The 26,887-nt window shown below is 34.7% G+C and carries 22 protein-coding genes; 8 read left to right on the forward strand and 14 right to left on the reverse strand.

The genetic code is table 11. The features are described 5' to 3' along the window. Positions 1-37: 37 nt before the first annotated feature. The 12 genes from argH to fahA all read right to left on the reverse strand — a co-directional run bounded on the left by argH (position 38) and on the right by fahA (position 13,581). Entirely contained in the window at positions 38-1,318 is a 1,281-nt protein-coding gene (gene argH / locus E0I61_RS15305) for an argininosuccinate lyase (RefSeq protein ID WP_132072518.1), read from the reverse strand. 120 nt (positions 1,319-1,438) lie between these two features. Continuing rightward, positions 1,439-2,509, reverse strand: a complete 1,071-nt coding sequence (locus E0I61_RS15310) for a M20 family metallo-hydrolase (RefSeq protein ID WP_132072520.1) — start codon at positions 2,507-2,509, stop codon at positions 1,439-1,441. Next, complete coding sequence (gene argB / locus E0I61_RS15315) at positions 2,506-3,291, reverse strand: acetylglutamate kinase (RefSeq protein ID WP_132072522.1); 786 nt, start codon at positions 3,289-3,291, stop codon at positions 2,506-2,508. The genes E0I61_RS15310 and argB overlap by 4 nt, the downstream gene beginning before the upstream one ends. Beyond that, the gene (locus E0I61_RS15320) at positions 3,281-4,228 is read right to left on the reverse strand and encodes an N-acetylornithine carbamoyltransferase (RefSeq protein WP_132072524.1); all 948 of its coding nucleotides are present in this window, start codon (positions 4,226-4,228) and stop codon (positions 3,281-3,283) included. The genes argB and E0I61_RS15320 overlap by 11 nt, the downstream gene beginning before the upstream one ends. Before the next feature lie 71 nt (positions 4,229-4,299). Next, complete coding sequence (gene proB, locus E0I61_RS15325; protein WP_132072526.1) at positions 4,300-5,061, reverse strand: glutamate 5-kinase; 762 nt, start codon at positions 5,059-5,061, stop codon at positions 4,300-4,302. A gap of 135 nt (positions 5,062-5,196) precedes the next feature. Further along, a complete protein-coding gene (locus E0I61_RS15330; RefSeq protein WP_132072528.1) occupies positions 5,197-6,393 on the reverse strand; it encodes a glutamate-5-semialdehyde dehydrogenase in 1,197 nt (398 codons plus the stop codon). Between the two features lie 91 nt (positions 6,394-6,484). Continuing rightward, positions 6,485-7,621 carry an aspartate aminotransferase family protein gene (locus E0I61_RS15335; protein ID WP_132072530.1) on the reverse strand — a complete coding sequence of 379 codons (1,137 nt, stop codon included), beginning with the start codon at positions 7,619-7,621 and terminating at the stop codon, positions 6,485-6,487. A gap of 75 nt (positions 7,622-7,696) precedes the next feature. Then, positions 7,697-8,674 (reverse strand): N-acetyl-gamma-glutamyl-phosphate reductase, encoded by a 978-nt coding sequence (gene argC / locus E0I61_RS15340; protein WP_132072532.1) that lies wholly within the window; start codon positions 8,672-8,674, stop codon positions 7,697-7,699. Continuing rightward, complete coding sequence (locus E0I61_RS15345; RefSeq protein WP_131997214.1) at positions 8,667-9,860, reverse strand: argininosuccinate synthase; 1,194 nt, start codon at positions 9,858-9,860, stop codon at positions 8,667-8,669. Before E0I61_RS15345 ends, argC begins: the two co-directional genes overlap by 8 nt. Positions 9,861-9,864: 4 nt before the next feature. Beyond that, a complete protein-coding gene (locus E0I61_RS15350) occupies positions 9,865-10,482 on the reverse strand; it encodes a GNAT family N-acetyltransferase (RefSeq protein WP_039110646.1) in 618 nt (205 codons plus the stop codon). Between the two features lie 474 nt (positions 10,483-10,956). Further along, positions 10,957-12,141 (reverse strand): hypothetical protein, encoded by a 1,185-nt coding sequence (locus E0I61_RS15355; protein WP_131997211.1) that lies wholly within the window; start codon positions 12,139-12,141, stop codon positions 10,957-10,959. Positions 12,142-12,297: 156 nt separating this feature from the next. Further along, positions 12,298-13,581, reverse strand: coding sequence for a fumarylacetoacetase (fahA, locus tag E0I61_RS15360; RefSeq protein WP_131997208.1), 1,284 nt, complete (start codon positions 13,579-13,581; stop codon positions 12,298-12,300). 107 nt (positions 13,582-13,688) lie between these two features. Between fahA and glyA the strand changes: the two genes are divergently transcribed. The 6 genes from glyA (at position 13,689) to E0I61_RS15390 (ending at position 19,265) form a co-directional block, all read left to right on the forward strand. After that, positions 13,689-14,963, forward strand: a complete 1,275-nt coding sequence (glyA, locus tag E0I61_RS15365) for a serine hydroxymethyltransferase (RefSeq protein ID WP_131997205.1) — start codon at positions 13,689-13,691, stop codon at positions 14,961-14,963. A 136-nt stretch (positions 14,964-15,099) separates the two neighbouring features. Next, positions 15,100-15,693: a tRNA-(ms[2]io[6]A)-hydroxylase gene (gene miaE, locus E0I61_RS15370; protein ID WP_131997202.1), complete on the forward strand. Its 594-nt coding sequence runs from the start codon at positions 15,100-15,102 to the stop codon at positions 15,691-15,693. Positions 15,694-15,889: 196 nt separating this feature from the next. Further along, positions 15,890-16,450 (forward strand): helix-turn-helix domain-containing protein, encoded by a 561-nt coding sequence (locus E0I61_RS15375; RefSeq protein ID WP_131997199.1) that lies wholly within the window; start codon positions 15,890-15,892, stop codon positions 16,448-16,450. A gap of 29 nt (positions 16,451-16,479) precedes the next feature. After that, complete coding sequence (locus E0I61_RS15380) at positions 16,480-16,932, forward strand: response regulator (RefSeq protein WP_235832138.1); 453 nt, start codon at positions 16,480-16,482, stop codon at positions 16,930-16,932. 11 nt (positions 16,933-16,943) lie between these two features. Further along, the gene (locus tag E0I61_RS15385; protein WP_132072534.1) at positions 16,944-18,740 is read left to right on the forward strand and encodes a sensor histidine kinase; all 1,797 of its coding nucleotides are present in this window, start codon (positions 16,944-16,946) and stop codon (positions 18,738-18,740) included. A 27-nt stretch (positions 18,741-18,767) separates the two neighbouring features. Beyond that, complete coding sequence (locus E0I61_RS15390; RefSeq protein ID WP_132072536.1) at positions 18,768-19,265, forward strand: GNAT family N-acetyltransferase; 498 nt, start codon at positions 18,768-18,770, stop codon at positions 19,263-19,265. A 9-nt stretch (positions 19,266-19,274) separates the two neighbouring features. Here E0I61_RS15390 and E0I61_RS15395 read toward each other — a convergent pair whose 3' ends face one another. Next, positions 19,275-19,796 carry a GNAT family N-acetyltransferase gene (locus E0I61_RS15395; protein ID WP_132072538.1) on the reverse strand — a complete coding sequence of 174 codons (522 nt, stop codon included), beginning with the start codon at positions 19,794-19,796 and terminating at the stop codon, positions 19,275-19,277. A gap of 132 nt (positions 19,797-19,928) precedes the next feature. Further along, entirely contained in the window at positions 19,929-20,498 is a 570-nt protein-coding gene (locus E0I61_RS15400; protein WP_132072540.1) for a pentapeptide repeat-containing protein, read from the reverse strand. 894 nt (positions 20,499-21,392) lie between these two features. Here E0I61_RS15400 and E0I61_RS15405 point away from each other — a divergent pair. After that, entirely contained in the window at positions 21,393-25,460 is a 4,068-nt protein-coding gene (locus tag E0I61_RS15405; RefSeq protein WP_131997184.1) for a LamG-like jellyroll fold domain-containing protein, read from the forward strand. A 93-nt stretch (positions 25,461-25,553) separates the two neighbouring features. After that, the gene (locus tag E0I61_RS15410) at positions 25,554-26,876 is read left to right on the forward strand and encodes a hypothetical protein (RefSeq protein ID WP_131997181.1); all 1,323 of its coding nucleotides are present in this window, start codon (positions 25,554-25,556) and stop codon (positions 26,874-26,876) included. Positions 26,877-26,887 lie beyond the last annotated feature (11 nt).

Genomic DNA, 26,887 nt, shown 5'->3' on the forward strand with positions numbered 1-26,887 from the left:
AATGGATTTTTTTGCAACAACTATTTTGGTTTTTGAATTAATAAGAATCCCTCATCTTCCTTTTTATTTCCTTTAAACACAGATTATTAATACTTCCTTCGTGTGTATGTTTGGTTTCTTTTGGTGATTTGAAAGTACCATTTTCCAGTTGTTCTGCCACCGCTTTATACGCATCTCTAAAAGGCATTCCGGCAAGAACCATTTCGTTCAGGGTATCCACAGTGAACAGATAATTGTATTTAGGATCGTCTAATATGTGTTCTTTTACTTTGATGTCTTTTATAGCGAAAATAGCAATATCCAAACAGGCTTTCAGGTTTTGAATCGCAGGAAACAAGCCTTCTTTCAAAAGTTGTAAATCCCTGTGATACCCGCTTGGTAAGTTGTTGGTTATTAAAGTGATTTCGTATGGCAATGCTTGAATTTTGTTGCATTTTCCACGGATCAACTCAAAAACATCTGGATTTTTCTTGTGTGGCATAATGCTGGAACCTGTTGTAAGATGAGCAGGTAAACTGATGAAATCAAAATTCTGGCTCATATACAAACAAACGTCCATAGAAAACTTCGCCAAAGTAGCAGCAACACTGCTCATTGCAAAAGCAACCGTTTTTTCTGATTTTCCACGGCTCATTTGTGCCGCAACCGAATTGAATTTTAAGGTTTCAAAACCCAATTCCTCTGTGGTGAATGTTCTGTTGATAGGGAAGGAACTTCCATAACCTGCAGCCGAACCCAAAGGGTTTTGGTCTACTATTTTCAAAGCAGCATTTAGCATTGTTATGTCATCAATCAAAGTTTCGGCGTAAGCGGAAAACCACATTCCAAAAGAAGACGGCATCGCAATTTGAAGGTGTGTGTACCCGGGCAACAAAACATTTTGATGTTTTTCTGCTGATTCCATAAGCAGATCGAACAATGTTTTTACTTGTTCCTTTAGTTCTTTAACTACATCTTTAAGATACAAATTAACGTCTACTAAAACTTGGTCGTTACGGGAACGGGCAGTATGGATTTTTTTTCCGGCATCGCCTAATTTTACCGTTAAAAGATACTCGATTTTTGAATGTACGTCTTCAAAACTGTCTTCGATTTCGAAATGCCCTTTTTCGGCATCAATAATAATATCTTCTAAAGCCAGCACTAAAGATTCCGTTTCGGAAGTTGTCAAAAGTCCGATTTGATGCAACATTTTGGCGTGAGCTATAGAGCCTAAAGCATCGTATTTGGCCAGCACTAAATCAAGTTCTCTGTCGTTACCAACGGTGAAATGTTCGATTTGTTTATCTGTTGGTATTCCTTTTTCCCAAAGTTTCATATATGGATAATTAGATTTTTAGACTGTTAGATTTTTAGCCCCGATAGCAGCGATATCCTTTTTCTGGCTTCTTTAGCCAGGAAAAGATAAAGCGAATAGCGGGATTAGCTCCAAATTATTTTATTGTTTGAAAAAATCAGTTAGTATTTTGATATACAATTGAATTCCTTCTTCTATTTCGTTTATAAATATAAATTCGTCTGCTGAATGGGACCGCAGGGTTTCTCCAGGTCCTAATTTTAAGGATTTACAACTCAAAACGGATTGATCCGAAAGGGTAGGCGAGCCGTACGTTGTTCTTCCCAGTGCGATTCCTGCTTGTACTAATCCATGTGCAACGGGAATCGATGACGCATTCAAATGCATGGAACGCGGATTGACTTCGACGGTCAAATGTCTTTTTACGGTTTCTAAAATTTCGGGATTGCTGTAACAATCATTCACGCGAATATCGACAACCAAATGACATTCCGCAGGAACTACATTGTGTTGTTTTCCAGCGTTGATTTGGGTTACCGTCATTTTTACAGGACCTAAAACGGCCGATATTTTTTTGAATTGATAGCTGTTAAACCATTCTATAACCGGTATCGCATTGTAAATGGGATTGTCAGGATTGTTGTGCGCGGCATGGCTGGCGGTGCCTTTTACGATGACATCGAGTACCAATAACCCTTTTTCGGCTACGGCCAATTGCATTAAAGTAGGTTCTCCCACAATGGCACATTCCAGTTCCGGTAAATGTTTTAAAACGCTGTTTAATCCATTTTTTCCGCTGCTTTCTTCCTCGGCTGAAGCGACCATTACAATATTGTAGGGCAGCTTTTCATTCGAATAAAAATGAACAAAAGTGGCTAAAAGCGAAACCAAACAACCACCCGCATCATTGCTTCCCAATCCAAATAATTTTCCCTCTTTCACGATAGCTTCAAAAGGATCTTTGGTATAGCCTTGGTTTGGTTTTACGGTATCGTGGTGTGAATTCAGTAATAGTGTCGGTTTGTTCTTGTCAAAATGTTTATTGAAAGCCCAAATGTTATTATTCTCTCTTTCGAAAGGGATACTATTTTGTGTAAACCAATTTTCGATTAAAAGTGCTGTTTTATCTTCTTCACTTGAAAAGGAAGGTGTTTCAATCAGTGCTTTTAATAGCACAATGGCTTCTTGTGTAAGGATTTCTATACTCTTCATAGTGTAATTGTAGTGTACAATGCCGTTTTATCTTGCAACATCCTGTGATGGCCAATTTTTATTTTTTGAACTCCCTTGGACAAACTGTTGAAACAGTTGTCTAATTTAGGAATCATGCCGGAATGTATCGCTTTTTCGGCTTTTAATTTGGAATATAATTCTTGATTGATGTTCTCAATTACCGAAGAATCGTCTTCGGCGTCATATAAAACGCCCGGTTTTTCGAAGCAATAATTTAAAGTGACATCAAAAACTTCCGATAAAGCAATTGCCAATTCACTGGCAATAGTATCTGCATTTGTGTTTAATAATTGTCCTTTTCCATCATGCGTAATCGCGCAAAACACCGGAACTATTCCATTTGAAAGTAACGTTTCCAATAATTGTGTGTTTACTTTTTTTACATCGCCCACAAAGCCGTAATTGATGGTTGGGTGGTTTCTTTTATCCGATTGAATTAAATTTCCATCGGCACCGGAAAATCCCATCGCATTGGTGGAATTTGCTTGTAATTGGGCAACGATATTTTTGTTGATTTGACCTGCATAAATCATCACAACTACATCAAGCATAGCGGCATCGGTAATGCGTCTTCCATCAATCATTTGAGGAACTAAACCAATGTTTTCTGCCATTTTGGTAGCTGATTTTCCGCCGCCGTGAACGAGTACTTTGTAGCCTTCAATTTTAGAAAAGTCAAATAAAAACTGTGTTAATTCCGTTGGGTTATCAATAATGTTTCCTCCAATTTTTATAAGCGTTACCGGTTTTTTATTTTCCATTTTCCAATATTTTTTGCAACACTAATTGTGCGGCATAGGTTCTATTATTGGCTTGTTCGATAACAATGGAGTTTTCGCTGTCGATCACTTTGTCGGTAACAATTACATTACGTCTTACCGGCAAACAATGCATAAATTTAGCGTTGTTGGTCAGTTTCATTTTATCAGCTGTTACGGTCCAGTTTGGGTCGGAATTAGTAATCTGACCATAATCGGTGTAATTGCTCCAGTTTTTGGCATAGATAAAATCAGCGTTTTCAAATGCTTTGTCTTGATCGTATTCAATCTTGGAATCTTTCGTGATTTCAGGATTCAATTCGTAACCTTCGGGATGCGTAATGACAAAATCAGCATCTTGTAACTGCATCATTTCCACAAACGAATTAGGAACTGCTTGAGGTAAAGCTTTAGGATGTGGCGCCCAAGTCAAGACTACTTTTGGTCTGTGTTCCGTTTTATGTTCAGCCATGGTTATGGCATCAGCTAGCGATTGTAAAGGATGTCCTGTAGCACTTTCCATATTGACAACAGGCACAGTGGCATATTTTAAGAAACCCATAAGAACGGTTTCCGCATTGTCTTTTTCTTTGTCTACCAATCCGGCAAAAGCCCTAATAGCAATGATGTCACAATATTGAGAAACTACTGCTGCCGCTTCTTTAATATGTTCCGAAGCACCAGAGTTCATGATGGCTCCGTCTTCAAACTCCAATGTCCAACCTTCGCTATTAAAATTCATCACAATAACGTTCATTCCTAAATTCAAAGCTGCTTTTTGCGTACTCAAACGCGTTCTCAAGCTGGAATTAAAAAACAACATCCCCAAGGTTTTGTTTTTACCCAGTTTTTTGTTTTTAAGTGGTTTTTTCTTGATTTTTAATGCTTGTTTCACCCATTTGTTGAGCGAATCTATGTTTTGTATGGAAATGTAGTTCATCGTCTTATGTGTTTAATCGGTTATTTGTTTATTTGATTAACCGAATTGACGATTAACCGAATCAACATATTTTATAGAATTTTAGTAAAAGGTATTTCGTTTTTTAAGGCTTTCAAAATAAAGTTGTCTTCCAAGCCATTGACAATCCAGGTTTCGATATTGGCAGCTTTGGCGATTGCCGAAGCTTCTATTTTAGATTGCATTCCGCCAGTTCCGTGTGAAGATTTAGAATCGCCAATCTCTTTTTCCAATACTTTTAAATCGGTTACCAGAGAAATAGTTTCAGGAACTGCATCATGGATGGATGCTTTAGTGTAAATCCCGTTTGTATTGGTAGCAATAATCAGTATATCAACATTTAATAAAACGGCGGTTAAAGCAGCTAATTTATCATTGTCTCCAAACTGAATCTCATCCGTAGCCACGGTATCATTTTCATTGATAATCGGAATGTAATTATTTTTGACCAACACATTGATGGTGTTCACAATATTTACTTTGGCTTGCTCTTTTTCGAAATCAGAATACGAAAGCAAACATTGCGAAATCAGTAATCCTAAATCACTGAAGTTTTCATGATAAATCCGCATCAAATGAGGTTGGCCAATAGAAGCCAACGCTTGTTTTACAAAAACATCTTTGTCTTGATTTTCCAGTTTTACAAATTGTTTAGCTGCAGCAATCGCACCGGAACTCACAATGATAAACTCGTAATCCCCTTGTAAAATGGCTATTTGCATTCCAATATCTTCAATTTTTCCTCTCGAAATGTGATTGGTTTCTTTGGTTAACGTATTGCTTCCTAATTTTAATAAAATTCTTTTTTTAGCCATTTTTTAACCGCAAAGTGCGTAAAGTTAATTTTCAAACGTAACGGTCTTAAACGCTAAGTTCGCAAAGTGTTGTGTTAATATTCTGAATCCTTTTTTTTTAATCTTTCGACTTTATGACTTTCGACTTTACGACTATTATCTCGTTTGTCCATTCCCGTAAATATACCACTTATTAGTAACTAAATGTTGCAAACCAATTGGTCCACGTTGATGTAATTTGTCTGTGCTTATCGCTAATTCGCCACCTAAACCAAATTGTCCTCCATCAGTGAATCGTGTAGAAGCGTTTTGATAAACGGCTGCCGTATCTACATTTTCCATGAATTCCTGTGCAGTTTCATTATTTTCGGTGATAATCGAAGCCGAATGTCCTCCACAATATTTGTTTATTTTGTCAATCGCTTCTTGATCCGAATTGGTTGTTCCAATAACAATTTTATAATCTAAAAACTCTTCGTACCAAATTAAATCCGATTCGATCTGAGGAACATCTGTTGCTCTGGAAATACTTTCATCTCCTAAAACAGTTACGTTTCTTTGTTGTAATTCCTGAACTATATTGATGGCAAAAGCTTCCCAATTTTCAAGATTTGTATCAATTAAAACTTTATCTAAAGCATTACAAACTGATATGTTTGAGGTTTTTCCGTTGATGATAATATCGAGAGCCTTTTTCAAATCGGCCTCTTTATTTACATACACAAAATTGTTTCCTCTACCGCTTATAATTACCGGGCAAGTGGCATGTTTTTTTACAAAAGCAATCAATTTCTCACCACCACGAGGAACGATTAAATCTACTTTTTGTGTTGGTTTCTCCAAAAATGCCTGCGTTTCTTCCCGATTGTAATTTAAGTATTCCACCCATTCTGTAGCAACATTATTTTCTTTCAAAGCTTGATGCCACAAATCCACAATTTTCAAGTTGGACTGCAAGGATTCTTTCCCACCTTTTAACAAAATTTTATTTCCGGATTTAAAAGCGATTCCACCAGCTTCAACAGTAACATCAGGTCTGGATTCATAAATAATCATTATGGTTCCAAAAGCCGCTGTTTTATTGATGATTTTCATTCCGTTTTCATGGTCGAAATTAAAACGCTCCACGCCAATAGGATCTTCTTGACTTGCTAATTGTTGCATGGATAAAATCATGCCGTCAATTTTGGCATCATCAACCAATAAACGTTTTTCCATGGCCAAGTCATCTCCAGAATAATTAGAAAGGTCTTGCTGATTTATAGTCTTAAGATTGGCTCTTTCTTCTTCAAGAAGTTCGGCCATGCGACTTAAAACTGCATTTCGTTTTTCTATTGGTAATAAATGGTTCATTAGTTTTTGGTTTTACTATTTTAGAAAAAAAATCTAAACATATAAGTCATATAAGTTTACGAGCTCACATGACTTACATGTTTGAAAAAAATCATTTCAATTCTGCCAATGTTTCTTTTAAAGCTATAATAAAGGTGTCAATTGCTTCTTTCTTGATTGTCAATGGTGGAAGAATTCTTAATAAGTTTTTATTATTAGCATTTCCTGTGAAAATATGTTTGTCGATAATCATTTTTTTACGAAGTGTACTTACGTCAAAATCAAATTCTACACCTAGCATTAATCCTCTTCCTTTTACTTGGATAACTTCAGGAACTTCTTTGATTGCTTCTAAAAAATAGGCGTAAACGTCGTTTACGTTATCCATTAATTTTTGGCTTTCAATCACATCCAAAACAGCAATTCCAGCAGCACAAGCCAAATGGTTTCCACCAAAAGTAGTTCCCAATAATCCATAACTCGCTGTGAATTTTGGAGAAATCAAGATTCCGCCAATAGGAAATCCGTTACCCATTCCTTTCGCCAGACAAATAATATCTGCTTTGATGTTATGGTGTTGGTGTGCAAAAAACTTTCCGCTTCTTCCGTATCCTGATTGAACTTCGTCCAAAATCAAAACGACATCGTAAGCCTCGCATAGTTTTTCTAATGCCTGAAAAAATTCAGTTGTTCCTTGATCTAAACCGCCAACTCCTTGAATTCCTTCAATAATAACAGAAGAAACATCTCCTTTTTTTAGTTCATTTTCTACCAACTCGATGTTATTCAAGGGCAAAAAAGTAACGATTTGTTGAGCATTGATTGGCGCAACAATTTTTTTGTTATCTGTAACCGCAACTGCCGCCGAAGTTCTTCCGTGAAAGGAATTATCAAAAGCAATTACTCTTGTTTTATTGTTGTGAAAAGAGGCTAATTTCAAGGCGTTTTCATTGGCTTCAGCTCCAGAACTGCACAAGAATAAAGTATAGTCTTCCAATCCTGAAAGTTTCCCTAATTTGGCTGCTAATTCTACTTGTAGTGGATTCTGAATCGCATTAGAATAAAAACCAATCTTATCCAATTGATTTTTTAATTTGGTAACATAATCAGGTTGGGTGTGTCCAATGGAAATTACTCCATGACCACCATATAAATCTAAATATTCCACACCGTTTTCATCTGTAATAGTGCAATCCAGCGCTTTTACAGGAGTGATGTTGTATAAAGGGTAAACGTCAAATAAGTTCATTTTTTTAAAGTTTAATCGGTTAATGGGTTATTTGTTTAATCGATTAACCGAATTAACGATTTACCAAATAAATATCTAAAACCCGCTTGGTTTCAAATGTAATCCTGTGGTTTCATCCAATCCAAACATCAAATTCATGTTTTGAATGGCTTGCCCCGAGGCTCCTTTTGTTAAATTATCAATTACTGAAGTAATCAATAACCGGTTTCCTTTTTTCATTAAACTAATAATACACTTGTTCGTTTGAACCACTTGTTTCATGTTGATTCCAGTAGTCGTAACAGTTACAAAAGGTTGGTCTTTGTAAAAAGCCTCGTATTTCGCAACTACATCTTCTAGACTTTCTTCGATTGTTGTGTATAATGTTGCAAAAATTCCTCTTGCAAAATCACCTCTGTTGGGTACAAAAATCAATTCGTTTGTATAATCCGCTTGCAATTGGTTTACACTTTGGTTTATTTCGCCCAAATGTTGGTGTTCAAAAGCTTTATAATGCGACATATTATTCGATCTCCAACTAAAATGCGTTGTTTCTGAAGGTGAAACTCCAGCTCCTGTACTTCCAGTTGTGGCATTGATATGAACGTCAGTCGTAAGCATTTCGTTTTTTGCCAATGGTAATAATGCCAACTGAATCGCTGTTGCAAAACAACCTGGATTGGCTATAAATTGTGCGTTTTTGATAACCGCTTTATTCAATTCAGGTAGTCCGTAAACGAATTTTTTTCCATCAAAAATTTCGTCTTTGTGCAATCTGAAATCATTTCCTAAATCGATAATTTTGGTATGGTTTGCAAATTGATTTTGCTCTAAAAATGATTTTGATTTACCATGTCCTAAGCACAAGAAAACAACATTCACATTTGGATTTACAGTATCGGTAAAATTCATTTCGATATCGCCCATCAAATCATGATGCGCAACCGAAAGTTGTTTTCCAGCGTTTGTCGTGCTGTAAACAAAATCAATCGTTGCATTGGGATGAAACATCAATATTCTGATAAGTTCCCCCGCAGTGTAACCCGAACCACCAATTATTCCAATATTAATCATGTGTCAGTTTATTTACAGATGAAAATATGTTTTGCGCATTTCCAAGAATTTTGATAAATCCTTTAGCATCATCTGATGTCCAAGCGTTGTTCATTTCTCCATATTGTCCAAAACCGGTATTCATTAAATCATTTTCAGATTCAATTCCGTCCAATGTAAAGTGATATGGTTTTAGCGAAACGATAACGGTACCGTTTACAGTCGTTTGAGTGTCTTCTAGGAAAGCCTCAATGTTTCTCATTACAGGGTCTAGAAATTGTCCTTCATGAAACAACATTCCGTACCAGTTCCCCAGTTGTTCTTTCCAGTATTGCTGCCATTTACCCAGTGTATGTTTCTCTAATAAATGGTGTGCTTTGATGATGATTAAAGGTGCAGCGGCTTCAAAGCCAACTCTTCCTTTAATTCCGATAATGGTATCGCCCACATGCGTGTCTCTACCTATAGCGTAAGCGTTTGCCAGTTTTTCTAATGCAACGATATTTTTTGTTGGGGTGTCCAATGTCCCGTTGATGCCGACTAATTGTCCTTTTTCAAATTGTAGTGTCACTTTCTCTTCACCCGTTTTTTGCAATTGAGAAGGGTATGCTTCACTTGGTAAAGATTGATTTGATGTCAATGTTTCTTTACCACCTACGCTTGTTCCCCACAATCCTTTATTAATGGAATATTGTGCTTTTTCCCAAGAATAATGGACTCCATTTTTAGATAAATAATCCACTTCTTCCTGTCTGGATAATTTTAAATCTCTGATTGGAGTAATGATTTCAATTTCGGGTGCAATGGTTTGGAAAATTAAATCAAAACGAATTTGGTCATTTCCTGCACCGGTACTTCCGTGGGCGATTGCTTCTGCACCTACAGATTTTGCATATTTAATTGCTTCGATAGCTTGAAAAACACGTTCTGCACTTACAGATAATGGATAGGTATTGTTTTTTAATACATTTCCATAAATCAAATATTTAATGGCTTTGTCATAATATTTATCTACAATGGTAAGATTTGCATGTTGTGCACTTCCTAATTCGTAGGCTCTTTCTTCAATAGCGGCTAGTTCCTCTTCATCAAATCCGCCTGTATTTATAAGAACGGTGTGAACTTCATATCCTTTTTCGTTTTTTAAATATTTTAGGCAATATGAGGTATCTAATCCTCCACTATAAGCTAATACAACTTTTTTCATGATATTATTTTTTTAAGAACAAGGCTTCTTTAATTGATTTTAATCGGTTTAATACTCTGACGTTAAATGGGTGTTTAGGCGGGTCTTTAGGTTTTTCTTTTGGATCATAAAGCATCCCGGTACACAAGCACATTTTGTTGTCTTTACTTTTTAGGATTTCGTAATTGGTACAGGTTTGACATCCTTTCCAAAAACTGGGATCGCTGGTCAATTCTGAAAAAGGAACTGGTTTGTATCCCAAATCGGAATTTATTTTCATCACTGCTAAACCAGTTGTGATTCCAAATACTTTAGCTTCTGGATATTTTTCTAATGAATAATCAAAAACAAATGATTTGATTTTTTTTGCTAAACCTAAATTTCTGTAATCAGGATGTACAATCAACCCGGAATGTGCTACAAACTTCCCGTGTTGCCAACTTTCGATATAGCAAAAACCGGCAAATTTTCCATTGTCTAATGCAATGACGGCATCTTTGCTTTCCATCTTTTTTTGGATGTATTCAGGAGTTCTTTTAGCAATCCCAGTACCTCTCAATAAGGCAGACGATTCAATAGTATCGCATATTTCCTGCGAATACTTATAGTGTTCTTCCTGAGTTACAATGATAGAAATGTTCATTTCAAGAGATTATTTGAGTTAAAAAATGAGTTGTAAGTTTGTTTTAAAATACATTCTCCGTTCCCTTGAATTAAAAAACTAAAATACGAATTTATAATCCAATAAATTGAATAACAATATATTAGTAATAAAGGTATGATAATTTTGGAATATAGTATTCCAATGGAAAATAGTGGTAATTTCAAAACGGAAAAAATGAAAAATGAATAAAGATACGAAACAGCTTTTGGGTACTATAGTGATAGCATCCGTACTTCGGGAGAAGTAGTGGGTCTGTTTGTCCGTGACAAAGAAGTTATATGTAAACTTGTTTTATTCATTGGTGCAAAAGTACACATATTTTTATAACACAACACTAATTTTGTGTTTTGTAACAAAATTTTAATGTATTGTTGATTTTTTTAAATTAAAAAAACTCCTTGATAGGTTTAAGTATCAAGGAGTTTTATGAAATTAGGATTGATTTTTATAGTATTAGTTTCTAAACCTGTTTCTGCTAATAATATCTTTTATTTTGGTTTTTAAATCTTCTCCGGTATCATAAACCATTTGTTCATTGCTAGGAAAAGCTACTGCTCTTTTGTCAAAATAAGAGTAATAATTATCATCAGAAGCGCGTCGATCACCTTTATGAGTGGCATAAATATTTTCGAAAATATACTCACTTGCTATTGGAAAGGATTGTAATAATTGATTATTTTTAAAATTGATATAATCTACTTTAGCTGTAATTTGACAGGATTTAAACTGTCTGAATTCATAAATACGTACTGTTGCATTTCTCATATTATCCACCATTACCACTTTTCCTTTTTCATCCAGAACTTCTTTTCCGTTAGCATCAATTAGTTTTTTGATACCATCTTTTATGATGCGTTCTTTTACAAACTCTCTTTCTTTTATTTGCTCAGGCGAAATATAAATATGTCTAAAATAGATTGCCATTCCATAATCATAATCAATCCCTTTTTGTTTGTTGCTGTGGTAAACAGTCCATTTGTCGTTCAGTCCGTAAGTGCTAAAATCCAATAAATCATTTTGCAGACGAACCGGGATAATCATGTTGGTTTCGTTTTTGGTGTAAACCGAAACATAATCAGAACCTTTGAATTTTGCTTCATCCATGAGTTGTAAAACGTTTTTATAATTTGGAGTTATTTGGTTTAAATATTCCATATCATCATACGCTTTCCGGTAATTCATTTTATCGGAAGTTCCCATTAATTTTTTTGCATTGGCATACAAATAAGCTGATAAAGCATTTTTACTATCGATAATTTGATCGATATAATTGTCAAATGGGAAAATTGCATTTCTTCCTTCTTTAATTAGTTTCAAAGGAAGTAACGGTTTGATTTTTTCCTGACGGGAATTCAATTGTAAATACATGTTGTACATTTTTTCCAATTGTGCAGGATTAGCATCTTTTGCTAACAAATTTATGGCATTCAAATCACGTTCTTTTGCTTTGGCGAAAGCCTCTTCCAGCAAGTAAACATACTCTTGTTTGCCTTTTTTATCTTTATTGGTTCGCAAATTTGAAACGGCATTGTCAATTGCTTGATCGTAATTTCCAGAGCTTAATAAATTTTGGGTTTGTTTCAAGCCACAGGAGGAAATCAGTACAAACATGGATAATAGAAGAGTAATTTTTTTCATAAGCGTTACTATTAAGTAAATGATTTTTTGAAGCTATTTCTGCTATTTTTAAGCAGATTAATTGGGTTTTATTTTTTAAAATCCAAAAATAATGCCATAAAAAAACCTAACAAAAATAGAATAAATGTTAGGCTTTAAAAAGTGTATTTTTAATTTTTATTTTCTCACAAAAGGAGGAAGTAATTTACTGGAAACTTCACCAAAACCAATTCGAACCTGACCATTTTGACAAAATCCTTTCATGATTACAGTGTCATTATCATTGATGAATTTACGTTCTGTTCCGTCGTTCATTTTTATTGGATTTTTTCCACCCCAAGTCAATTCTAACATTGAACCGAAACTATCTTGTGTAGTTCCTGAAATTGTACCGGAACCCATCATGTCACCAGAATTTACTCTACAACCATTAGAAGTGTGATGTGTCAATTGCTGGCTCATAGTCCAATACATGTGTTTAAAATTTGAATGAGAAACTACAGTTGGTTCTGTATTTTCAGGTTGAATCGCCACTTCTAAATTAATATCAAAAGAATGCTTTCCTTTTTGTTGCAGATAAGGCAATGGAGTTGGTTCTTGTTTTGGCCCTTTAGTTCTAAAAGGTTCTAAAGCATCCATTGTCACAATCCAAGGCGAGATTGAAGAAGCAAAGTTTTTTGACAAAAATGGCCCTAGCGGCACGTATTCCCATTTTTGAATATCGCGTGCACTCCAGTCATTCAATAAAACCATTCCGAAAATATAATCTTCGGCTTCAGTTACAGGGATATTTTCTCCCATAATATTGGCATCTGTAGTGATGAAAGCCGTTTCCAGTTCAAAATCTACTAATCGAGAAGGTCCAAAAACGGGTGTGGTTTCGCCATTTGGCAATGTTTGTCCCATCGGTCTGTGTACCGGAATTCCAGAAGGAACTATTGTGGAGCTTCTACCATGATAGCCTACAGGAATGTGAAGCCAGTTGGGCAATAATGCATTTTCTGGATCACGGAACATTTTTCCTACATTGGTCGCGTGTTCTTTACTGGAATAAAAGTCAGTGTAATCACCAATAAGGACTGGTAATTGCATTTCTACATCGTCCATTTTGAAAATTACAATATCACGGTCTTTTACTGAATCTCGCAATTTTGGATTTTCTTCATCAAATATGTCGGCAATACGATTTCGAACCAATCGCCATGTTTTTTTTCCATCCGAAATAAAATCATTCAAAGTATCCTGCATGAACATATCATCAGTTAATTCAATACCTTCAAAGTAGTTTAATTGCTGTAAAGCACCCAAGTCGATTGCAAAATCACCAATTCGAGTTCCTACCGTCACCACATTTTCCTTGGTGAGGAAAACCCCGAAAGGAATATTTTGTATGGGAAAGTCACTGTTTTCTGGGACTTCCAGCCATGATTTTCTGTTTGTAATGTTGGCTGTTATAGGCATGATATGTTAATTGTTTTGTTGAAAATTACTCATCAAATATATTATAATCTAACTATTAACCAAACGTTTTTTTGTATTTTTGCATCATATTAACGAAAATCAAAGAAATGCAACGCGACGAACAAATTTTTGACCTTATTCTAGAAGAACAAGAAAGACAAATTCACGGATTAGAACTTATTGCTTCTGAAAACTTCGTAAGTGACGAAGTAATGGAAGCAGCCGGTTCTGTTTTAACTAACAAATATGCTGAGGGATATCCTGGCAAAAGATACTACGGCGGTTGTGAAGTAGTTGATGTTGTGGAACAAATTGCTATTGACAGAGCCAAAGAATTATTTGGTGCTGCGTATGCAAACGTACAGCCTCACTCAGGTTCACAAGCCAATACAGCTGTGTTTTTTGCTTGTTTGAAACCAGGTGATAAAATTTTGGGATTCGATTTGTCACACGGTGGGCACTTGACTCACGGTTCACCAGTAAACTTTTCTGGCCGTTTGTACAGCCCTGTTTTTTATGGTGTAGATCAAGAAACTGGACGTTTGAACTATGATAAAATTCAGGAAATTGCGACTAAAGAGCAACCAAAATTAATTATCGCAGGAGCTTCGGCTTATTCTCGTGATATGGATTTTGAACGTTTCAGAGTAATTGCTGATAGCGTAGGAGCTATTTTAATGGCCGATATTTCTCATCCTGCTGGGCTTATCGCCAAAGGTTTGATGAATGATCCAATTCCTCATTGTCATATTGTAACTACTACAACACACAAAACATTACGTGGACCTCGTGGAGGCTTGATCATGATGGGTAAAGATTTCGAAAATCCTTGGGGATTAACCACTCCAAAAGGAGAAATCAGAATGATGTCTACATTATTAGATCTTGCTGTTTTTCCTGGGAATCAAGGTGGTCCATTAATGCACATTATTGCTGCAAAAGCAGTAGCATTTGGTGAAGCATTGAAAGATGAATTTTTTACGTACGCTTTACAATTGCAAAAAAATGCAAACGCAATGGCTGATGCTTTTGTAAAAAGAGGATACCACATTATTTCTGGAGGAACAGACAATCATATGATGTTGATTGACCTTAGAAACAAAGGGATTTCTGGAAAAGAGGCTGAAAATGCATTAGTAAAAGCAGAAATTACCGTAAATAAAAACATGGTTCCATTTGATGATAAATCACCATTTGTAACTTCAGGAATTCGTGTAGGAACTGCAGCTATTACCACTCGTGGCCTGGTTGAAGAAGATATGGAAACTATTGTTGCTTTAATTGACAGAGTATTAGTAGACCACACTAACGAAGATGTTATCGAAGCTGTAGCAAATGAAGTAAACGAAATGATGAGCGAAAGAGCTATTTTCGTATATTAAATAAGTTTTAAAGTTTTAAAGTCATAAAGTCGAATGTCTTGAAGTGGAATTATAAATTCTATCTTTTTTGATTATTGATTTTATGACTTTTCTTTTAGCTTTATGACTTTCTACTTTCTAACTTTAAGACTAAAAAATGTCTGTACTAAGATTAAAATTACCAACCGATCCCAGATGGGTCAATATTGTAGAAAAGAACATTGAGGAAATCTTGACTGATCACGCTTGGTGTGAACAAAAAGCAGCCACAAATGCCATTACAATTATTACCAATAATTCAGAACATCAAGATTTAGTGAAAGATTTATTGGCTTTGGCCAAAGAAGAAATCGATCATTTTGAGCAAGTTCACAATATCATTATTAAGCGTGGCTTGAAGTTGGGTCGGGAACGCAAAGATGATTATGTGAACGAATTGTATTTGTACATGAAAAAAAGCAGTGATGGAAGCAGAGTTTCCAGTTTAGTGGAACGATTATTGTTTTCAGCAATGATTGAAGCAAGAAGTTGTGAACGTTTCAAAGTGCTTTCGGAAAATATAAAGGATGAAGAATTATCTGTTTTTTATAGGGATTTGATGGAGAGCGAAGCGGGACATTATACCACTTTTATTACCTATGCGAGAAAATATGGTATAGGAATAGACGTTGAAAAGCGTTGGAGAGAATGGCTCGAATTTGAAGAAAATATTATAACAAATTACGGTAAAAACGAAACAATTCACGGGTAATTTTTTATATTAACAAGTTTGCTTGTGATTATAAGTAAATAACGGATTATTTAAGAGTGTTAATAATCAGTTATTTATATTTATTGCGTTCTAAAGAGAACAATGTTTTATATTTTAAATAAATTATTTGTTACAGATTAATATTTTTTGATTTACTTTTATGACTAAATTTTAACTTTAACACTGGTGTATTGATATGAAGCTCAATTTTAATTATGATGGAAATATTGCTTGTAAGGCAATATTGCAAGAGCAATTAGAAAAATTCGATATTAAATATCAACTATTGGATTTAGGACAAATTGAAATCGGCGATGATGTTTCTGAAGATGTTTTGAAAGAACTTCAGGTCAGTTTATCGAAGTATGGGATTCAGATTATCGATAATCCAAAAGGGCAATTAATTCAAAAAATTAAAGATGCAATAATTGAAATTGTCTACGAAAAAGATAAATTTCCAAACATAACGATATCTCAATATTTATCAGATAAACTGAACTTTAGATACGGTTATATTACTAATGTTTTTTCGGAATATACATTTACATCTATTGAGAATTTTATTATTATTCAAAAGATTGAAAGAGCCAAAAAACTAATAATTGAAGAGAAACTTACCTTAACCGAAATTTCTCATGAATTAAACTATAGTAGTGTTGCTTACTTATCAACTCAATTTAAAAAAGTAACAGGATTAACACCCTCAATGTTTAAAAGAATTGTAGGTAAAAAGAGAGAGTTATCTAATAACGATTAAATAAAATTATAAAAACACCCCAATATTTTATGATTACACACCAAGATTCAATGCATATTCTTTTAGCTGACGATGACGAAGATGATCGCAATTTTTTTAGTGAAGCTATACAAGAGCTTAGGATGAATAATAAGTTGACTCTATTTAAAGATGGTAATGATCTAATGGATTATTTAGTGCATCCCGAAATTAAGTTGCCTCATGTTTTATTTCTAGATTTGAATATGCCCGGAAAAACAGGGATAGATTGTCTGAAAGAAATTAGATCGAACACTCGTTTTAAAGATGTTTCGATTGCCATATATTCTACTTCTTCATCAGAAAAAGATATTGAAGATACTTTTGTAGAAGGTGCAAATATTTACATCAAAAAACCCAATGATTTTTCTAAATTAAAAGAAGTAATCAAAGAGGTTGTAAATATGAACTGGCAATTTCATACCTCAGGTTTAAATATTGAAACTTTTTTCTTTAGTATATAACATAGGAATAAATGAAAATTTTAGGACTATATAAAAACTCTCAAGTGTTTAAAATAGCTTTAGCTATTGCAATTGTAGTTGTTTGTTATATAGCCTCGATGTTTTATTCCCAAATGAAAAAGCTTGATTCAACGGTTGAATTAATTGCAAAGTCAAATGATACACAACTTGAATTAGAAAAACTTTTATCCGTAATCAGTAATTACGAAACCAGCTTACGAAGTTATATCATCACAAAAGATGAAACCTATATTGAAGACCGGTTTTTGAGCAGAGGCAAAATTGAAGAAAGCATAACAAAGCTAAAGCTGTTAACTGTAAATGACACCGCAAGAAATAACGATATAGGCCGATTAAAAAAACTTATTGATCTTAGATTCAAACTATTCAGGAAAACATTACTTCTGGCTAAAAGTAAAAATTCTGGCCCTTTAGCATTAAATGAGATGTTACTGGAGAGCAGCCATGTTACCGAAATGATGAAATCCTTTGTCACTAAAATAATATTTTCTGAAAGTACAAAAACGGAGTTTGAAAATAATAATCATCAATTTGAATTACAAGATTCAATCATTACAGCTTTTTTATTAGTGATTCTTTCTCTTCTAATATTATTGCTTTCGTTCCAAAAAATGAATGTTGACATTGATGAACTCAAAAAGGCAAATGACCAATTAAAATTAGTAAATGAGTCCTATAATACTGCTGAAATGACAGCAGGTTTTGGACATTGGATGGTCAATGTAGGGACTAATAAATACACTTTTTCGGACAATCTTTTTCGGTTAATGGGAGTTGAACCCAATGCATTTGAACCAAATATAGAGAATGTAATTCCATATATTCATCCGGATGATTTAGAATATGTGGCTAAAGTACATACGGATTCGTTAGTAAGTCATCAGTCTACTTCTATGATATTTCGATTTTTGACTCCAAATGGGGATGTTAAATACATTATGGGCGTTGGTAGTTTTACTAAGAATGGAAGTGGTGATTTGATAAAAATAGGGGTGAACTATGACATTACAAGTCAATACAAAAAAACCCTTGAATTAGAAGAAAACAATAAAGAACTTAAATATATTAATACGGAACTCGAGGCTTTTAATAATATTGTAAGTCACGATTTGCAGGAACCGCTTCGTAAGATTCAAATGTTTATCTCCAGATTAGAAGGAAAAGAATCAGATTTGCTTTCATCTCAAGGAAAAGAATATTTTTCAAAAATTCGTGTAACTGCTAATAGGATGCAGACACTATTAATTGATTTAGTGAACTATTCCAGAACAATAAAAGGCGATAAAGTTTTTGTTGAAACGAATTTTAATAAAGTTATTGAAGAAATACTTCAAGATTTAGCCACTAATATTGAAGATAAAAAAGCCATTATTACAATTGGAAATTTACCTACAATAAAGGCGATACCTTTTCAGGTTAAACAGCTTTTTATAAATTTAATTTCAAATTCTCTTAAATACAGTAAAGAAAATAGTACTCCAGAAATCAGTATTACTTCTAAAAAAATTACAGAAAAAGAAATGCACGATTATAAAATAGCCAATAAAAAGGATTATCATAAAATTGTCATTGCAGATAACGGAATTGGTTTCAAACAAGAATATTCGGATAAAATATTTCTATTATTCAAGCGTTTAGAAACGGATCCTAAATATTCAGGAACTGGACTTGGTTTGGCTATTTGTAGTAGAATTGTAGAGAATCACAAAGGATTCATAAAAGTAAAAAGTAAACCAAATTTTGGAGCCAAATTCTATGTTTTTATTCCAAAAGGAGATTTGCTTTAATTTTAATAATTTGACCAATAAATTACAATGTTACTACTAACTGAAGCTGCAATAAAGGACTTTAAAATAATTCGAGAAATTGCCTATAAATCCTGGCCAAGTACTTATGGTTCTATTTTGTCGAAAGAGCAAATTGATTATATGCTCGATTTGTTTTATTCTGAGAAAACCTTACTTCAAAAATTAAACGAAGAAGGACATCGTTTTTTATTGGTAAATGAGGGTGAACTTTGTCTTGGTTTTGCTTCATATGAGCATAATTATTTAAACGAAAATTGTACTCGCCTGCACAAAATCTATTTACTACCTGAAGCACAAGGAAAAGGAGCGGGTAAATTATTGATTGAAGCCATTGAAAACATAGCAAAGGAAAACCAATCAGTTGTAATTTCATTAAATGTAAATAAATTCAATAAAGCCATTTCTTTTTATAAAAAAATAGGATTTGAAGTCATTTCTGAAGAAGAGATTCTATTGGATCACGGCTACAAAATGGAAGATTACAAAATGGAAAAGAAGGTATAATTACTTTGGTTAAAGCAATAATCTAAATCCAAAAACAGAAAGACTTCCTTGCATAAAATCTAAATCTTCGGATCTTTTAAAGCCCAAATTCTCATACATTTTCCAAGCAATCTGCATAGCCATTGTAGTATGTATAACTATTTGGCAATGTTTTTTAGCTTTAGCTTTAGCGATGCATTCCTGTATCAAAAGTTTGCCGATTCCTTTTCCTCTGGTCGAAGGGTTGACTGCCAGTAGTCTAAATCCGGAAGTGTTTTTTTCTTGAGTAGCTATTCCTTCTGAGCCATAATATTGCATATCACTAAAATAAACAATACCTCCCATTATGTGATCATCAGCAGAAACCGCTATTAAAAGTTCGGTATCAGGTTTTTGGGTAAGCTCTCCAATGTTGGCAAGCATTTTATAATAATTTGGTTGTTCTGATGCTGTTGGGAATCCCTCCAATTGGGAATAAACGGCAACCATTAATTTTCCAATTTCCTTGAATTCATTTAGTTTTGCATTTCGTATCGTGTATTCCTTGGTCATAATTTTATTGGTGAAATTAGTAATATGTCTGACTATTTATCTTTACTATTTTTACAATTAAAACCAACTATTTAACAGTTGAACTTAATTTTGACAGTTAAAAATAGTTATTCTCAGCGGTATAAAGTACTATTATTGCACTAGAATTTCATGTTTATAAAGCAAACCCTTTAATCCTTCTAAAGCAAAGACTGCTTTTTTTAATTTTGTTATTTTCGGATCAATTGTATAGTTGTAGCTTGTTTTAAAATTTGATTTATTAGCAATTGCTTTAGCAAATTCAGAACGGTATAAATCGCAATTATCAAAAATGACTTCGGTCAAATCAGTACTCATAAAATCAACTGCAATGATGCTACAATTAGTGAATGAAGTTCCTTTTATCTTTAAAGTATAAAATTTAGAGAAATCCAAAATGCAATTGTTAAAAGCAATCTCGAAAATTAATTTGTCACACATGGCAAAATTAACTCCTTTAATTTCACACCGATTAAATACTACGGTTCTAAAAGCTACATAATTTATTTTGGCGTTGCTAAAAATACAATCATTAAAGATACAGTCTATAAAAGTAACAGCTACAAATACACACTGCGAAAAATTGCAATTAGTAAAGGTACAGCATTCAAATTCTTTAAAATTGACCTCTTCTTCATCATAGATGCTATTTTCGTATTCAATATCAAGGAAATATTCAGGCATTTATGGTTTTTAAATTTCAGAAAACGATTCTACCCAACAAAGAAACAAAATTCTAAATCTATAAAATTCAGAAAAGAGAATAATTATTGTACAGAGGACAGATGTTCGTATCCGAAATTGTAATAGTTGGTAAAAAATAGTATTGATGTTTATATAAAAGGAAAAAACGAAACCGTTATTGTAAAGTTTCTTTTAATGGAAAATAAGTTGAGAAATTATTTAGGTTGTAGGTATCTTTTTTGGTAAAATAAACAATATGAGGTGTTTATGACAGAATTTATTGTGAAATAATATAGATTTGTAAGTTGAAAACTCCATCGTATTTACTTATGATAGAGTTTTTTTGTTCTGAAAATAGCCGGAGACGAAGTAGACATGTGAAGTGGAATAATATAAGTTGCGTAATCTACCTGATTCATTTGTTAAAGAAGCGAAACAATAGGAACTAACTAGTTTATCTCCTTATTTGCTCTATCGATCTCATTAAGAACGCAGTAAATTTCTTAAGAAGTTTCCTGCTTCATTTTCAATTTTTGAAGATTTAGCGAAGCAATCAGTATTTGCATCATTAGATTTTTTTAAAACGTAATGTTTTAACAATAAAATAGCATTTAATATTTTTTTAAAGCACTTCTAAATAGAATTACTGTGTGTTCGAGCACATTTTTTATACTTTTTCTTGTTTGATTAAATTTTTATTTATAGTTTTGATTTCTGTTAAAAAATTGTTAAACAATTTGTTAAGTCATTTAGTGTTTGTTTTGTCCTGTTTGCTGGGTTGAAAAAGAGTTTAAATAGTAATTTATTTCTTTAAAAATGGAATCCAGCCATTAAAACAATCCCTCAATAATTGACTTTGAATCTCAGCATTACTTAACCTTAAAATTTTAAATTATGAAAAAAACACTACTGATTTCTTTACTTTTAGTAATGAATTTATCCTATTCTCAAAAAGGAGAAGAAGAAAAAGAGGAGGATATAAAATACGAATTAAAGCACAAAAGCCAAGCTTGGTTTACAGGAATGAAACCAGGAGCTAATTATTTTAAAATCAAGGAAAAATTTGATGCCTATTTTGGAAATCACAGATGGGAGGAGAGTAAATCACGGGAGATAGGGGAATCTTGGATAAAAGAAAATATTTTCTATTTGGATAAAGAGGGCTTGGTGCAATCGCGACCGCCATTTGATGCGTCGAGATCGAATATTGGAACCAATAACGTGTTTTCCGGAACAACAACTAACGCTATTGGTAGTTGGAGTTTGATTGGACCTGTGAATAGTGCCACTACAACCTACTCCGGAAGAGGAAATCATGGAGGCTATGTATATCTCAACAGGATAGATCCTACCAATCCCCAAAAAATGTTTGCTTCATTTGTGACTGGAGGATTATGGATGACAGCAGATGGGGGTACGAGTTGGACAATAACGGATTCTAATTTTCCTGATGAAGCATATAGGGATATTGATGTTTGTACAGGCAGCCCAAATACGGTATATGCTTTGAGTAGTAAACAACTCCTAAAGTCTACAGACGGAGGATTGAATTGGACTTCTACAACATTAACGAGCACAACCTATACAGGTACAGCCTATGATATTGCGGTATCTCCAACAGACCCAAATACGGTTGTTGCAAGATGGGGTGATAAAATATACAGAACTATTGATGGAGGAACAATTTGGACTAGTATAGTTACTGGTTTGCCTAATTATTATGTTGTTGGAGATTGTTCTGCAAATAGCGAAATGTTAGATTGGAGCACAACAAATGCGACTACTGTTTATTTTATCAGTACTACAAACAATAATGTATCGACTATTTACCGTTCCACTGATTCAGGACTAACTTTTAATATTTTGTCAACCATAACTTTAGATCCTACCGCAAATGGTCAGGTAATAGGCTGGGCCAAATTATTACTTCCTTCAAATAATGCAACTTCCATTTACGTTGCAATTGGTACTGGGTCAGATTCCTATGGTCACCACGCGGTACAATTGTATAAATTAAACGCTACTACGGGTGTACAAGAACTGAAACGGGTTAATATGATTTCAGGAACTTTTCCAAACGAGGTGCATCATGGTGATGTTTCAATGGACAGAACCAATGAAAATAAGTTGGTATTTGGGTCATACAGCCACCAGAAAAATTGGTTTTCGATAAATAATGGAGCTTCATTTACAGAAGCCACCACCCCGATACATTCAGACCTTCGATCCATGGATATGGTGAATAACAGAGTGATGATAGGAACAGACGGAGAGTCAGTCCTGTCTTTAGACGGGGGAAATACGAATACAACGATAACAAATAGTATCAGTAATCATGAATTATGGGGTTTCGGTTCGGCTTTTAAAACCAATCTTGTAGCTGGAGGAGCCAATCATGGACCGGTAATGATTAAAGAAGCGGGCAATGGATTTGAATGGTATAATGGAACTGGAGCCGATCAAGGCAATACTGATGTAAATCCGCTGGACGACAGATATGTTTACAGTCAAGGATATAGCAATTACAGATATTTTAGAACAGGAGTCCATACTCTGATAAACGAGTCTAATTTTCTGGATTTAGGAGGTATTTATTCTTATTTTAATTCAATTGAATTCCATCCGAATTATTATTACTCCATGATTACGCACCATGCGGGGCAGTATCCAACAGGAAATGCAAATCTTGCCACTTGGAAAAATTCGCTTATAAAAACCGAGGACAACGGGAATAGCATTGCCATAGTTAAAACATTTGCCAGTCAGGTTTTTAGGGAAAAAATATGCATGACCGACCCGAAATATATGTATGTTATCGAAGGATTGAGTAACAACAAGCTTTGGAGAACTTCAGATGGAGGTGCAACTTGGACAAACATAACACCATCTCTTGCGGCTAGTAGTAATATGACCAATATGTCTGATATCGCTGTTAGCGATGTTGACCCGAACCAAGTCTGGATTACTTACAGTGGTGTACAATCGGTATGCAAGGTGTTAAAAACTAGTAATGCTTTGGCAGGGACTCCTTCCTGGACTAATCTTACCCAGTCTGTTTTGACAACGAATCCAAATACGAAAATTGTTTTTCAAAGAGGCTCAAGTGGCGGGGTATATGTAGGGAATAAAAGCGGTATTTATTACAGAAATAATACCATGCCTAATTGGGTTATGCTGGGGAACGGATTGCCACAAACAGATGTTCGATTTATGTTTATCAATTATAATGAAAACAAGCTAAAAATTGGGACATCAAGAGGTGCTTTTGAGAATAATTTATATGAAATTTCTCCGCCTAAAGCTCAAATTTCTGCAAGTAAAAGTAAAGTAACCTGTTCTCAGGTTGAGAAAGTGCAGTTCAAAGATTATTCAACCGTTCGTAATGCAAGTGCCACTTGGTCATGGAGTTTCCCTGGCGGAACACCGGCAACATCAACGCTTGAAAACCCTGAAGTTTCCTATGCCAATGCACCTAATGGTAAATATAATGCCACACTTACGGTAACAGATGCTTATGGAACGGATACCCAAACCATAAATGAAATTGTTGAGGTGTTGAATCAATGCGGAACCTCGGCAGTAGAAACCGTTCCCGGAAAGGCTGCAAATCTAAAAGGGGCAGCAGGGCAGGATTATCTGGACGTTTCAAATCTAAGCCTTAGTAATAATGCTTTGACTTTTTCTTGTTGGATAAAACCAAACGGAATTCAAACCGATTATAGCGCTGTTTTTATGGCTCAAGATTCTCCAAATGCCTTCGGTATGAATTTTTTGGGCGGAAATAATACGGTTGGGTTTCATCCCAATTGGAGTTGGAGTTCGGGGTTAATTGCTCCTGCAAACCAGTGGTCCCATGTTGCATTGGTAAGCAACGGGACAAATGTAACGATTTACGTCAATGGTGTCGCGAGCAGTGTAGCTGGAACGATTCCAACAGAAACTATAACAAACCTATTCTTGGGAACTTATGGTAAAGGGTACAATAACCGCGTTGCTAATTTTCAAATAGACGAGGTTTGCTTTTGGAACAGGGCTTTATCAACAGATGAGATAAGAAAATGGAGGCACTTAACAAAAAGCAATGCCGGAGATCCAATCCTAACAGGATTAGTTGCGTATTATCAGCTTAATGAAGAGTTAGGCTCAATATCGATGAACAAGGCAGGAAGTGGTTATTTATCATATAGGGGGTCTACCTTTAGCCATGATATTTCTACCGCTCCAGTATTTGGAGGAGTGAGTGAGAAAATAAGCGTTACGTCTAGCGGAGTGAAAAATTTCTCTACGACAGGATTGTCCATGACGTTCGCAAATCCCAAAGTGCCCAATGGGGATGTTTGGGTTTCTAAATCGACTGTCAACCCAGATGCATTACCAGATGCGTTATTAAATTTCAATACCTATTGGGCCGTAGATAATTACGGTGTCAACCAATTATTTACCAAATTATCAGCATTGAAATTTACTGATAATGCGTTGAATACTTCGTCATCAGTAGCAAGTACGTATAAATTATATAAAAGAAGTATCAATGATTTCGGTGCAACTTGGGGAACGGCTTTGGATACTGGCGATTCCAGAACCGGAACCGGAACGAGTGCCGCAATAACATTTTCAACAGGACTTACTTTGACTTCTCTGGGACAGATGACATTGAGTCAAAATGCTTCAGCTTTAAGACAAGATGCTACACTTTCGGTAAAACAAAATCAAATTAAAGCTAACGAAATGCCGATCGTATATCCAAATCCTTTAAAAAGTAATACTCCCCTAAAGATATCGGTACCCGCAGAATGGAAAAATTCGACAGTGTTTGTATTTGATAGTCTAGGAAGGTTAATGGTAAATGCTACATTAAAAGAAGGTGTAAACGAGATGTTACTTAATGTGCCTACTGGCGTTTACTGTTTAAAAATTGTCAACCAAAATGATAATTTTAGTGCAAAACTCCTTGTGAAATAATACAGTCTGTTAGTTTAAAATTTCCTCAATCTTGATTTTTTGGGATTGAGGGTTTTTTATAAAACTCTAATAATTAAAAAATATAATTATATAATGAAAAATTCATGCTTAACTTATTTATCATTAATGCTATTTGTGCAGGTTAATGCCCAAACTAGTATCGATACAATACGCCCTTCAAAAACCGAAGTGGTGAACCCAATACACAAAGTAGATTTCAACAACGGGAATCAATGTCCTGAACGCAAACAAGGAGGGAACCCACAAATGGTAAACGGGTATCAGGTTTTTAATGGCTCCATGGATGGCAACCGGCAGGTAGATCCGCAAGTGGCTGTGGGCGGTGGCTATGTGTTGGAAGGAACTAACAGCGGACTGATGATTTATAATAAAAAAGGGGAATTTGTTCAAGGTGTTTCCCAAAAATGTTTTAACAATGGGATAGATCCCAAAATGTTTTTTGATATCCACAACAAGGTATTTGTTTTTGATTTGTGGTGGTATTACGATGCAGCCAAGACAAAACCGGTAAATATTTCCGTTTCGGAAACGAGCAATCCAACTGGTGCATGGAATATTTATCCCGTTTCAAGAACTGAGGAAGTCGATGGCGGTGGCATTGGCTACAGTAAAAAATGGATCGGTTATTCTTATCCCGGAGGAGAAGAAAATACTTTTGTTTTACGCATGGCTGATGCCAAAGCAGGAAAACCAGCTACCATTTATCATTTTAAAGGAAGTTTAGGACATCCCGTTTTTGTGCAGGATGCGATTGATGATTTGTATTTTTTTGCTATTGAAGACGATCAGTTTGTAATCCGAAAAGTATCAGAAGATGCAAATGGGCACCCATATTGTCTGGTTGTATCCCAAAAACCACACGGTTTAAAATACATCGATTATCCTCCCCAATCTCCACAAAAGGGTACGGAACAAAAAGTCTCCAGCGGTGATCGAAATCCCAAAAACGTGGTGTATCAAAATGGAAGTATTTGGTTTTCGCAAGCTGTTAATTGTGAAGGACGTTCAGCCGTACAGTGGCATCAGATAAATGCTGTTACAGGGAAAATAATACAAACAGGATTGATTAAAAGTGACACCACTAATTACATACAGACAACGATTGCCGTAAATAAAAAAAATGATGTGTTGATTGGTTTTCAGGAAGTAAATGAAAATTCATTTATCAGTCCGCGATTTGCTTATAGAAAGGGGAAAGATACTTTAGGGACAATAAGGGAAATCGTGAGTGCAGGAGAAGGCAAAGGAGCTACTGATGGAGTGGCGTGGGGAGATTATAGCGGTAGTATTATTGATGGCGACAACCTCCTTGATTTATGGACCATACAAAGTATGGCCAATATAAAAGGAAAAGGGGAAACTGTTATTGTAAAAGTTCCTTTCAAAGGGAAATAAAGTGAGAGGCT

Source organism: Flavobacterium ranwuense, assembly GCF_004349315.1.
GTDB lineage: Bacteria > Bacteroidota > Bacteroidia > Flavobacteriales > Flavobacteriaceae > Flavobacterium > Flavobacterium ranwuense.